The sequence below is a fragment of the Actinomyces sp. genome (genome assembly GCF_030530635.1).
Classification (GTDB): Bacteria; Actinomycetota; Actinomycetes; order Actinomycetales; family Actinomycetaceae; genus Actinomyces.
In genome coordinates, this window is sequence record NZ_JAUMUL010000002.1 from 1 (window position 1) to 11,387 (window position 11,387).

The 11,387-nt window shown below is 68.2% G+C and carries 10 protein-coding genes; 4 read left to right on the forward strand and 6 right to left on the reverse strand.

What is annotated here, in order from left to right:
• Nucleotides 1-68 precede the first annotated feature (68 nt).
• Nucleotides 69-1,085 carry a LacI family DNA-binding transcriptional regulator gene (locus Q4A20_RS00750; protein WP_303119033.1) on the reverse strand — a complete coding sequence of 339 codons (1,017 nt, stop codon included), beginning with the start codon at nucleotides 1,083-1,085 and terminating at the stop codon, nucleotides 69-71.
• 213 nt (nucleotides 1,086-1,298) lie between these two features.
• Here Q4A20_RS00750 and Q4A20_RS00755 point away from each other — a divergent pair, with 213 nt between their 5' ends.
• Entirely contained in the window at nucleotides 1,299-2,453 is a 1,155-nt protein-coding gene (locus tag Q4A20_RS00755; RefSeq protein WP_303119035.1) for a zinc-binding dehydrogenase, read from the forward strand.
• 18 nt (nucleotides 2,454-2,471) lie between these two features.
• Here Q4A20_RS00755 and Q4A20_RS00760 read toward each other — a convergent pair whose 3' ends face one another.
• The 4 genes from Q4A20_RS00760 to Q4A20_RS00775 form a co-directional block, all read right to left on the reverse strand.
• Nucleotides 2,472-2,975, reverse strand: coding sequence for a pre-mRNA-splicing factor (locus tag Q4A20_RS00760; protein ID WP_303119038.1), 504 nt, complete (start codon nucleotides 2,973-2,975; stop codon nucleotides 2,472-2,474).
• 418 nt (nucleotides 2,976-3,393) lie between these two features.
• Complete coding sequence (gene iolE / locus Q4A20_RS00765; protein WP_303119041.1) at nucleotides 3,394-4,320, reverse strand: myo-inosose-2 dehydratase; 927 nt, start codon at nucleotides 4,318-4,320, stop codon at nucleotides 3,394-3,396.
• Nucleotides 4,321-4,383: 63 nt separating this feature from the next.
• Nucleotides 4,384-5,580 (reverse strand): Gfo/Idh/MocA family protein, encoded by a 1,197-nt coding sequence (locus Q4A20_RS00770; protein ID WP_303119045.1) that lies wholly within the window; start codon nucleotides 5,578-5,580, stop codon nucleotides 4,384-4,386.
• Between the two features lie 198 nt (nucleotides 5,581-5,778).
• Nucleotides 5,779-6,801 carry a LacI family DNA-binding transcriptional regulator gene (locus tag Q4A20_RS00775; protein WP_303119048.1) on the reverse strand — a complete coding sequence of 341 codons (1,023 nt, stop codon included), beginning with the start codon at nucleotides 6,799-6,801 and terminating at the stop codon, nucleotides 5,779-5,781.
• 273 nt (nucleotides 6,802-7,074) lie between these two features.
• Here Q4A20_RS00775 and Q4A20_RS00780 point away from each other — a divergent pair, with 273 nt between their 5' ends.
• Nucleotides 7,075-7,326, forward strand: a complete 252-nt coding sequence (locus tag Q4A20_RS00780; RefSeq protein ID WP_303119051.1) for a mandelate racemase — start codon at nucleotides 7,075-7,077, stop codon at nucleotides 7,324-7,326.
• A 198-nt stretch (nucleotides 7,327-7,524) separates the two neighbouring features.
• Here the strand turns inward: Q4A20_RS00780 and Q4A20_RS00785 are convergent, their stop codons facing one another.
• A complete protein-coding gene (locus Q4A20_RS00785) occupies nucleotides 7,525-8,895 on the reverse strand; it encodes an MFS transporter (protein ID WP_303119054.1) in 1,371 nt (456 codons plus the stop codon).
• 111 nt (nucleotides 8,896-9,006) lie between these two features.
• Between Q4A20_RS00785 and Q4A20_RS00790 the strand changes: the two genes are divergently transcribed.
• Together Q4A20_RS00790 and guaA are read left to right on the forward strand one after the other, a co-directional pair.
• Nucleotides 9,007-9,735 (forward strand): sulfite exporter TauE/SafE family protein, encoded by a 729-nt coding sequence (locus Q4A20_RS00790; protein ID WP_303119349.1) that lies wholly within the window; start codon nucleotides 9,007-9,009, stop codon nucleotides 9,733-9,735.
• 105 nt (nucleotides 9,736-9,840) lie between these two features.
• The coding region (guaA, locus tag Q4A20_RS00795; protein ID WP_303119056.1) for a glutamine-hydrolyzing GMP synthase at nucleotides 9,841-11,387 on the forward strand (1,547 nt) is incomplete at its 3' end.

Genomic DNA, 11,387 nt, shown 5'->3' on the forward strand with positions numbered 1-11,387 from the left:
GGCTGGCCCAGCCACCGGCACTCCTTCACCGGCGACCACAAACAAGGTAACGGGGCCGGTGGCGGTGGCTAAACCGTCGAAGAGGCGCGTATTACCAGCCGTCCCTCGGTGTGGATGTCTTGTGGGGGAGGCGGTGAGTCGGGATGTCTGGTGAGGGAGTCGGCGCGCTCGAGAACGAGTCGTACCGCCGCCTCGGCCATTTCCCGATCGGGCTGATTCAGACTGGTGAGTGCGAATTCGCTGCGTCGGGCCAGATAGGTGTTGTCGTAGGAGGCCAGGGGGACGGGTTCGGCGCCGCCGGAACCGAGTTCCCGCAGCACGGCTACGGCGTCAATGGCAAGCATGTCGTTGTGGGCGATCAGGCCCATCCGGGGGGCGCCGGCATTCAAGAGGCGGCGAATGGCGGCGCCGGCGTCGTCGGCACCGGCCTCTTCTGTGACCAGGTCGAGGCCGGCTTGGTGGGCGGCCTGGGTCAGGGACTCCTCGCGGGTGAGGCGGGAGGCGTCGTCGCCGACCAGCGGGGCCACATACCCCAGGGACTTGACCCCCCGCGAGTCAAGGTGGGAGACGATCTGCTCGGCGGCGTGCCGCTCATTGATGTGGACGGCATCGACGTGGCCGCCGGGTGGGCGCCGGCCGATCAGACAGGTGGGGGCCTCCTCGCCCAATGCGACCAGTTGCGCATCGGTCAGCCACGGGGATACGAGAATCAAACCGAGTACACGGACGCCCAAGAGGGAGTCGATAGCCCGCCGCAGCCGGTCCTGATCCTCGGCGCCGACCGTGACGAACACCGTCAGTCCGTGTGCGGCGGCGGCGTCGCCAAGTGAACGGGAGACCTCCTCGAAGAAGGCGTTGCGAAGGTTGGGCAGTACCAGGCCAATCGTGGTGGAACGCCGGCGTGCCAGTGCGGAGGCGGCGGTATTGATTCGGTAGCCGAGAGACGCGGCTACTTGCATGATGTGCGCACGTGTGTCATCGGCGACCTTCGGCGATCCGCTCAGTGCGAGGGAGACGAGGCTGCGTGAGACTCCCGCGGCGGCGGCGACGTCGGACTGGGTGACGTCGTGGCCGGTGGTGGCCATGGGGACTCCCTCCTTTCGGCGTCATCGCGGATATGGACGGGAGGACTCTAGTCCATCCGGCGGGCGGGATGGGTGGCGGCTGGATGCTCCGGCGTCCGGGGTGGAAGCAGATTGACACAGTTTGTCAGGACAAATCATGCTGAATGTGTTAGGCTGCACCCAGGCCACGCGCCAGGGTGCGATCGTCGCGCCCCCCTCAGGAGAGACACTCACATGACGAGCAACGAAGCAGTCCAGAACACCGACATCCCCGAAACCATGCGCGCCGCCGTGCTGCGCGACCCCGAGATCGGCCTTGAGATCGAGACCATCCGTACCCCGCATCCCAAATCCGGAGAGGTCCTGATCAAGGTCGCCGCCTGCGGCCTGTGCCATTCCGACCTGCATGTGATCGGCGGCGCCATCGCCTTCCCGCTTCCGGCGGTCCTCGGCCATGAGGTCACCGGCACCATAGTCGAGGTCGGCCCCGGTAATGAGCACGCCGGCCTGACGGTAGGCCAGAACGTCGCCGGCGGCTTCCTCATGCCCTGCGGGCAGTGCGAGGCCTGTGCCTCCGGGCATGACGAACTGTGTGGCCCCTTCTTCGACCTGAACCGTCTGAAGGGTGTCCTGTACGACGGCACCACCCGCTTGGCCACACTCGAGGGCGACCCCATCTACATGTACTCCATGGGTGGCCTGGCCGAGTATGCGGTCATCCCCGCCACCTCCGTGGCCCCCGTGCCCGACGCGCTCGACCTGGTGTCAGGCGCCATCCTCGGCTGCGCCGCCATGACCGGCTACGGGGCTGTGCGCCGTGGCGCCGACCTGCGTTTCGGGGAGACCGTCGCCGTGGTCGCCACCGGTGGGGTGGGTACCAACATCGTCCAGGTGGCGCGCGCCTTCGGTGCCAGTCAGGTCATCGCCATTGACGTCTCTGACGACAAGCTCGCCCCCATGCCCGGTTACGGCGCCACCGCGGTGGTCAACTCCGTAACCCAGGACGCCCGCGAGGAGGTCCTGAAGCTGACCGGCGGTAGGGGTGTCGACGTCGCCTTCGAGGCGCTCGGCATCCCCGCCACCTGGAAGACTGCCCTGGACGTGCTGGCCGACGGCGGCCGCATGGTCCCGATCGGCCTGGGTGCCGGCGTGCAGACCGCCGAGGTGGAGATCAACCGCACCGTGCGCCGCTCGCAGCGGATCCTCGGCTCCTATGGTGCCCGCACCCGCCAGGACCTGCCGGCCGTGGTCGACCTGGCCGCCCGCGGCGTCATCAACTACCGGGATGTTGTCTCCCGTCGCTTCTCGCTTGAGGAGGCGGGTGCCGGCTACGAGGCCCTGCGCAACCGCCAGATCCAGGGGCGTGCGGTAGTGGATATGAGCCTGTGAGGCCGATGCGGGAAGACTTCAGTCTGTGCGTTCCCCGGAGGCGGGTTGATCCACAGGGATGTTGTTGTGGCTGTGCCGCAGAGCGGCAGATGTAAAGACCAGTCCAACGAGTCCCAGTAGGATGAGGGCGCCTCCGGGGAATGTGATCTCCCAGAAGTAGTCCTGGGCGAGCGCAGGCGCTCGCGTTATGGACCAAACGCCGCCGAGGAACCCCAGGCTGCCGGCGCCGGCCAGCATGGTGACGCCATGGATCGCGGTGCGCAACAGGCGTCGCACTGACTCCCAGGGTGTGAAGATCTGAACTACGGGCAGCGCCAGCCAGGCGGAGTATCCTGCCATGCACCACAATGCCGCCATGCGCAACGGGGAATGTGTCATTGCATCAAGCAGGTGCCCCATGGCGAGCCGTACCAGAACGATCCATACTGCGGCGCAATAGGCGATGAGGAGGGCGTCATTCCTGATGAAGTCCGTGGTGTCGCGGTTCCAACGGGAGACGTCGGTGAAGAATCCGTGAATCATGATGACAACGTCTCAGTACTGGTGCCAGGCGTCGACCCATTTGGTGCAGCACTTCTGTGTGCCGTAGTGGGCGGGCCGCCGCCTAAGGTCGCGGGGGTTGCCCCGGAAGCGGGGTCTGCTGCATGCATAGGGGATGGGGTGGCGGATGTGAAGTACGCCGGCGTCGGGAGAATTATGCCGGCCCGGGTTCGAAGTGGCTGGGGAGATAATGGACTCGCGGACATGGAGAATTCATCCCCTTGGTCGTGCCAAGTTGTGTGTGCCAAGTTCGTACAGGGTTTATGTAGCGTAGGTCATACGCCTGGGCTGGTCAAGTCTTTTCCCGGGGCTCACTCCTGCGGGTGGTGTCGGGACCGTGGCCCGTGATACGGGCCACGGACCCGGTGAGGAGCGGGGTCAAATACCGAACAGTGCGGGGTCAGATAGTGAACAGCGTCGACTCGATATAGGCCCGGGCCTTGGCCCCGTACTCGTGCGGGTTGGCAATGGCCGGGTCCTGCTCGGCCTCCACCAGGATCCAGTCCCGGTAGCCGTGATCGATCAGGAACTTGTAGGGCTCGGTGTAGTCGATCATGCCGTCACCGGGAACGGTGAACATGCCGGCCAGGAAGGAATCCAGGAAGGACCGCTCCAGCCGCTTGGACTCCTCCAGTTTCTCCGGGCGCACGTCCTTGAAGTGTACGTGTGCCACGCGGTCGATGGTGGCTTCAAGCAGGCCCATGACGTCGCCGTCGCCGACGAAGGCGTGGCCGGTGTCGAACAGGAGGGAGACCTTGTCCGGGTCTGTCAGCTCCATGAGCTTGATGGTCTCGGCCTTGGTCTGCACCACGGTGCCCAGGTGGTGGTGGTAAACCAGGGTGAGTCCGTGCTCCTCGGCGATCTCGCCCAGACGGTTCAGACCCGCGGCCAGCACCGGCCACTCCTCCTCGGTGAGCACCGGCTTGTCGGTGAAGATGCATACGTCGCGCTTGCCCTGCACGGAGCCGGTCTGCTCGGAGACGACCACGCGGGTGGCCCCCAGGAACTGCAGGTACTCGCAGGTGGCGGTGAACTCCGGGATGACGGCGTCCACGCCGTCGCGCACGATGAAGGAGGAGAACCACTGGGCGACGATGGCGATGCCGCGGGCGTCGGTGCGCTCTTTGGCGACCTCCTTGGCCGGGAACCAGCCGGCCACCTCGGTGCCGTGGTAGCCCAGGTCCGCCAGGTCCAGGAGCATGTCCTCCAAGGTGTTGAAGGCGCCGACCTCCTTGATGTCGTCGTTGCGCCAGGCGATGGGGTGCATGCCCCAGGTGATCCCGTGCGGGTCGTTGATGGCGGTGGCGGGGTCGAGGCGGAAGCTCATGACTTATCTCCTTTGATGTGGTTGAGGCGGATGTGTTGTGACTGTGATTGGTGGTCGGTGGGGTCAGGCGTCGAAGGTGGTGCGGCCCTCGACGCGGGTGACCGTGTGCCACTGCCCGTCGGCGGCTGAGGCGACGACGGCGGCGTCGACCTCGGCTGCGCACCAGGCGTCGGCGGCTGAGGGGGCGTGCTGCTCTCCGGTCAGGACGGAGCGGATGAACTGTGCGGCCTCAATGGACTTCAGGTCGTCGAAGCCCATCGACGTGCCGATCGCGGGCTGGTAGCGGTGCCATTCGCCCCAGGCGGGGCCGGCCATGGCGCGGCGGTAGCCGTGAGTGGGGCCGCCGTCGACGCCCAGGCAGACCTCAAGCTCATTGAGCCGTTCGAAGTTCCAACGGGCCGAGCCCTCGGTGCCGTAGACCTCCACCACGTACTCGGCGCGCGGCCCCACGCTTACGCGCGAGGACTCCATGGTGGCTACGGCGCCGCCGTCGAAGCGGACCAGCATGCACACGTAATCCTCGTTGCCCACCTGGCCGACCTCGTCGCCGATCTCGAAGCCGGAGTGGCCGATGCCCATCTTGGTGGGGATCGGGCGCTCCTTGATGAAGGTGTCGGTCAGGGCGGTCACCGAGTCGATGCGGCCGATCAGGTACTGGGCCAGGTCCGCCCCGTGGCTCATCAGGTCGGGGACGACGCCGGCCCCGGCCTTCTCCCGGGAGGCCCGCCAGGTCAGGGGGCTGCGGGGTGAGGAGTTGTAATCGGCGATGAACCAGACGCGGGCGTTGGTGATGCGGCCGAGCTTCCCGGCGCGGATGAGTTCACGCATGTACTCAATCGCCGGCACGTGCCGGTAGTTGAAGCCGACGCAGGTGACCAGGCCTGCGGCCTCGGCGGCGCGGGCGATGTTCTCCGACTGCTCGGCTGAGGTGCCCATGGGCTTCTCGATCCAGAAGGGCTTGCCGGCCGCCGCGGCGGCCAGGGCGATCTCCTGGTGGAGGTAGTTGGGGGAGGCGATGGAGACGACCTCGACCTCCGGGTCGGCCAGCAGCTCGCGGTAGTCGGCGTAGGCGCGTTCGAAGCCGAGGTTCTCGACGGCGTCCCGGCGGGCCTCGTCGATCGGGTCGGCGGCGGCGACGAGGCGGGCCTCGACGCCCAGCTCGGGGAAGCGCTCGGACAGGGCGCGGTAGCTGCGGGCGTGCAGGCGGCCCATCCAGCCCAGGGATATGACTCCGACTCCGATTTTGCGTTTTGTGCTCATTGGTGACTCCTTCACCGACCACCATGGTCAGTATTGCGGCGAGCGAGCAGGGCGGACACTGTGATAACACGCGTCAGCAATGACGTGCGAGCAGTGTATGCGGCGCTAATTTGTCCTGTCAAGAGGTGGATTGGGGGCGTGTGGGCGCAGCACCCCTCTCCGCTTCTGCGTGCCGAGTCCGACGCACTGGTCTCAGCGTCATACAAGCGGGTCCGGGCTCCGGGCGGTGGAGGCGCGCTCGATAAGGCGCGCGGGGACCACCCGGTGGAAGCCGGAAATGTCGCCCGGTGTCAGTAGCGCCTCAACGGCGCCGGCAGCCAGCATCCGCGGACGCTGGTCGATGCTGGTGATGCTCAGTTCGGCACGCTCGGCCAGGGAGGTGTTGTCGTAGGAGGAGATGCCCAACTGCTGGGGGATGCCCAGCCCCAGGCCGAGTCCAGCGGCGACGGCGTCGATCGCCAGCAGGTCGTTGTAGGCGATCAGCCCCAGTGGCCCCCTCCCGGCGTCCATGGCCCGTGTGATGCCTGACCTGATGCCGGCGTCGGCGTCGACCTCGATGAAGTCGATCCCGGCGCTCGCGGCAGCGCAACGGCACTGCTCAATCCGCTCACTCAGGATGGCCTCCCGCAGTCGGGTGGCCGGAGACAAGAAGGCCAGGCGGGTGTATCCGTGGGAGGTCAGGTGCGCAACGGTCAGTCGTGCGGCGTCCATTTCATCCAATCGAACCGTCGCGATTCCGGCCGACTCGGGCAGGGTGCGGTCGATCACGCACAGGCGGACTCGGCGCCCCAGGTTTTGCAGTTCTTCGGACGTCATGGAGGTCCCCGGAAGGATGAGCCCGGCAGGACGCAGTGACAGCACGTCGTCGATCGTCGAGCTCTCCAGGTCGTCGGCAAGGTCTGAGACCAGGGCGACCAGCGTGTAGCCGGCTTCCTTGGCGCGACGGCGCAGGGCGCGCAGCAGGAGATCGAAGAAGGGGTTGTCCAGGTAGGGCACCACCACTGCGAGACGGGTGGAGTGACGGGCGGCCAGCTCCGCCGCCGCGGCGTTGGTGTGGTAGTCGAGCCGGGTGGCGGCATCCAGGATGCGGCGGCGTGTCTGTGCAGACATGCGCCCCTCGCCCTTGAGTGCCAATGAGACCAGGCCGCGGGAGACTCCGGCCGCATCCGCGACGTCCTGCTGGGTGGCGTGGGTCGACGTCGGACGGGAGTTGAATGACACGGCGCCTCCTTAATGGGGTGGCGAGGTGGCCCACCGGCCCAGGATAGGTTGCGGTCCCTGCCGGCGGGGACGGAATGTCGCCGGGGCGGGGCGGATGGCGCAGCGGCGCGGGGAGCGTGATGCGCCTATCAGTGATTTGTATTTACAAATCGATGGGATGGTTTCTAGTGTTCGGGGTGCCGGCCGGCCAGGCCGGTGCCGACCGCCAGGTCGGGCACACCGCTGTGCGGGCCGCCCGACCGGTTCCGCACTGGAACCGGAAGGACAACCGCAATGGACACCCCCGTCATCGACGCCGTCGCCGTCTCCACCCCGCAGGTCTCCACCTCGGCCCAGGATGAGGTCAAGGCCGACGAACTGCTCACATTCCAGATCGGGATGCTAGTCGTCGCCGCGGTGCTGTTGGTGATGACCGTCGTCGGCGTCGCCCTCGCCTCTGCGCCGCTGCTCATCGCCTCCGGCCTGCTCGCCGTTATGGCCGCTTTGGTGAATGTCTGCAGTGGCGTCAACATTCCGGCCGCCTGACGCCCGCGCGCACCGGTAAGCGCCGAAGGACGCTTTCCTGAGCTGCGCGGGCAACGTGGGCCGCGCAGCCCGGCAGACGGGAGCGTGCCGTGCTCCCCGTAAGCGTGAGCCGGAAACCGAGCGCCGACCCCTTCGGGCCGGCGCTTCTTGCTGCCTTCGGCGTGAGGCTCCGGCGCGGCCGCGAGTGGTTGGGGCCCGTCAATGCAGAGCCGCTAAGGCCCGCGGCAACGCCGACACCGCCACTAGCAGACTGCCCATCTGGCATCCGAGCACCGCGCCGAGGGCCACCGCGGGGCGGGGCGCCAGCGCAAGCAGTAGCGTCGGGCCGATCACAGCAACCAGCTGCACCAACGGCCGGATCATCGCCGTGGCGCGCCGTTGCGAGCGCAGCAGCCACGGTGGGACGAGCGGATCAATTCCGCCGGTGCAGGCGGGCACCACGGCCGTGAACTGTCCGGCCACCAGTAGCGCATTCACCACGATGAGCAGAACCACCAGACCGGCTCCGTGGGCTCTACCGCTTAAGGCGAGCAGCGTGATGCCGCAGGCGGACAGTCCGGTGCCGCCAAGAATCCAGGCGTAGGCGAGGCGATCACCGTGCCGCCGGGCGCCGAGCAGGGCAATGGCCACCCAGGCCGATGCCAGCGCCACGGTGGCGCCGATGGGCGGTGCCGCCATCGGGGTGCCACTCGTGACCTCGGCGGCTTGCACCAGCAGAGCCGGACCCAGACACAGTGCCGCCAACCCCAGTGGCAGTGCCTGGACAAGCTCGAACAGCAGGCCGGCGATCACCGTGTGGCGCACCCGGGAGATTGACAGGTCGCCGCGACCGAGCGGATGCTGCTCTCCCCGCGTCCCGGCGTCCATCATCACCCAATCGATGCCGACTCCCGCCTCCAGCTCGCCCACCATGCGGCGCAGTGCGGCGTAGGCGGTCTCGACCCGGCCCTGGGCCGCAAACCAGTGGGGCGTCTCCGGCAGGCTCAGTGCGAGCAGCAGTGAAGTCATCGCTACGAGCAGAGGGATCGTCCAGGCACAGATCACTGCCCGACTCGGGGACGCCAGTGCACCCAGTGCGCCGGCCAGGACCGCCAGGGCGGCTCCGGCGGGGGCGGTGGCACGCACTCGCGGCATCAGCCGACGATGCCCGTGCTCGGCCAGTTCGTGGGCGAGCTTGGGAACGACGATCGCATACCCGCCCATGCCCAGGCCGACCACTCCGATCCCGATCGTACGCAGAAGCGGCCCTTCCACGGTGGCGATCAGGCAGCCGAGCACGGTCAGGGCTGAGCCCGCGAGCATCGCCGGACGGCGCCCGCAGGTGTGGGAGACGAAGTCGAGGACGGGTGCCCCTATCAGGGATCCCAGCGGCAGGGCAGACAGCGTCAACAGGACTGTCGGCAGTGAAACGACGCCGATGCCGCCATGGGCGGTCAATGCGGGACGAGCGTCGGCGTCGCTCGCCAGTGACACGCCGATCGCGCCCCAGGCGGCGCCTGAGGCGAGTGCGGAGCTGAGGAGCAGTATGCGCAGGCGCCATTGCGCCGGGGTGTGTTCAGCGGACGCCATCAATCGCCTTCCTGCCGGGAGGGGCTGCGCGCCGGGCATCTGCGTCCCGGGTTGCGACCATGGGCCCCGTCCGTCGGGGCACATATCCCTTAGGATGCATTTGTGCTGACAATGCTGTCCACTGCGACATGTTTCACCCTCATCATCGCCGCCGCCGCCATCGGTGTGGCCAAGACCGCCCTGCCCGGCGCGGCCACGCTCGCCGTTGCCCTGTTCGCCACGGTGCTTCCCGCCAAGGAGTCCACCGGCACCATGCTGGTGCTGCTGCTGGTGGGCGACGTACTCGCTATCGTCATGTACCGGCGGGACGCCGACTGGGGTACGCTGCGACGGCTCGTGCCGGGCGTGTTGGCCGGCGTTGTGCTCGGGGCTGTGTTCCTGCGCCTGGCCTCCGACGAGGTCACCAAGCGGTTCATCGGCGTGCTGCTGATCGCCCTGATCGCCATCACGTTGGCGCTCATGCGCCTGCCCCGGCCACCGCGGATCCAGGGGCGGGCGGGCCGTGCCATTTATGGCACCTTGGCCGGCTTCACCACGATGGCCGCCAATGCCGGTGGGCCGGTCACCAGCATGTACTTCCTGGCGTCCCGCTTCTCAGTGGCCACTTTCCTGGGGACGACCGCCTGGTTCTACTTCATCGTCAACCTGGTCAAGCTGCCCTTCTCGATCGGTTTGGGCATCATCCGCCCGGACACGCTGTGGCTGGATCTGGCGCTGGTGCCGGTGGTGGTGGTTGCGGCGCTGGGCGGACGCCGGCTGGCCGGGCACATGGACAATCGGGTATTCGACCCGCTGGTCACGGTGCTGACGGTCCTTTCCGCGGCCTACCTGCTGGTGTGAGCCGGGGCTGGCGTCTCTGGCGTGCGGCCAACGGGCCCACAGGAGGCGGGCGGCGACCGCGGACGCCGCCGTCGTCGCACCGGCGGATCCCGCTATCCTGTGCCGGTGACGACATCTCCCCATGGTGCCACCGGAGAGGAGGGCCGGATCGGCCCCGTCCTCGTGGTGGACTTCGGCGCCCAGTACGCCCAGCTGATCGCCCGCCGTGTGCGTGAGGCGAGCGTGTACTCCGAGATCGTGCCCCACAGCATGCCGGTGGCGGACATGCTCGCCAAGCAGCCGGCCGCCATTATCCTGTCCGGCGGGCCCGCCTCCGTGTACGCCGACGGCGCCCCCGGGGTTGATCCGATCCTGTTCGACGCGGGTGTGCCGGTGCTGGGCATCTGCTACGGCTTCCAGGTGATGGCGCAGGCGCTCGGCGGCACCGTCGGGCGCACCGGCACCCGCGAGTACGGGCATACCGAGGCCGACGTCGTCCCCGACTCCCGCCTGTTCGCCGGCACGCCCGCCCGGCAGGCGGTGTGGATGAGCCACGGCGACGCCGTGCAGGCAGCTCCGGCCGGATTCACCGTCACCGCCTCCACCGAGCAGACGCCGGTGGCCGCCTTCGAGGACCCCGCCCGGCGCCTGTACGGGCTGCAGTGGCACCCCGAGGTCATGCACTCGCAGTTCGGTCAGCGGGCACTGGCCAACTTCCTCCACGACGGCGCCGTCATCCCCGCCACCTGGACGCCGGGCAATATCATCGAAGAGCAGGTCGAGCGCATCCGCGAGCGGGTGGGTGATGCCCACGTCATCTGCGGCCTGTCCGGCGGCGTCGACTCCTCCGTGGCGGCGGCCCTGGTGCACCGGGCCATCGGGGACCAGCTGACCTGCATCTTCGTCGACCACGGCCTGCTGCGCGCCGGCGAGCGCGAGCAGGTGGAGCGTGACTACGCCCGGGGCATGGGCATCCGCGTGATCACCGTGGACGAGTCCGAGCGCTTCCTGACCGCGCTCGCGGGCGTCACCGAGCCCGAGGCCAAGCGCAAGATCATCGGCCGGGAGTTCATCCGCTCCTTCGAGGCCGCCCAGCGGCGCGTGATCGCGCAGGTCGGCGCCGCCGGCGGTGAGATCAAGTTCCTGGTTCAGGGCACGCTGTACCCGGACGTGGTGGAATCCGGCGGCGGGGAGGGCGCCGCCAACATCAAGAGCCACCACAATGTGGGCGGGCTGCCCGAGGATCTGGACTTCGAGCTGATCGAGCCGCTGCGAGCGCTGTTCAAGGACGAGGTGCGTGCGATCGGGCGGGAGTTGGGCGTGCCCGAGGGGATCGTGGCCCGCCAGCCCTTCCCCGGGCCGGGTCTGGGCATTCGTGTGATTGGTGAGGTGACGGCGGAGAACCTGCGGATCCTGCGGGCCGCGGACGGCATCGCCCGCGAGGAGCTGACGGCGGCCGGGTTGGATGAGGAGATCTGGCAGTGCCCGGTGGTGCTGCTGGCCGGTGTGCGGTCGGTGGGTGTGCAGGGCGACGGGCGCACCTACGGGCATCCGGTGGTGCTGCGGCCGGTGAGCAGTGAGGACGCGATGACGGCGGACTGGACGCGGCTGCCCTACGACGTGCTGGCCCGCATCTCCACGCGCATCACCAACGCCGTCCCCGAGGTCAACCG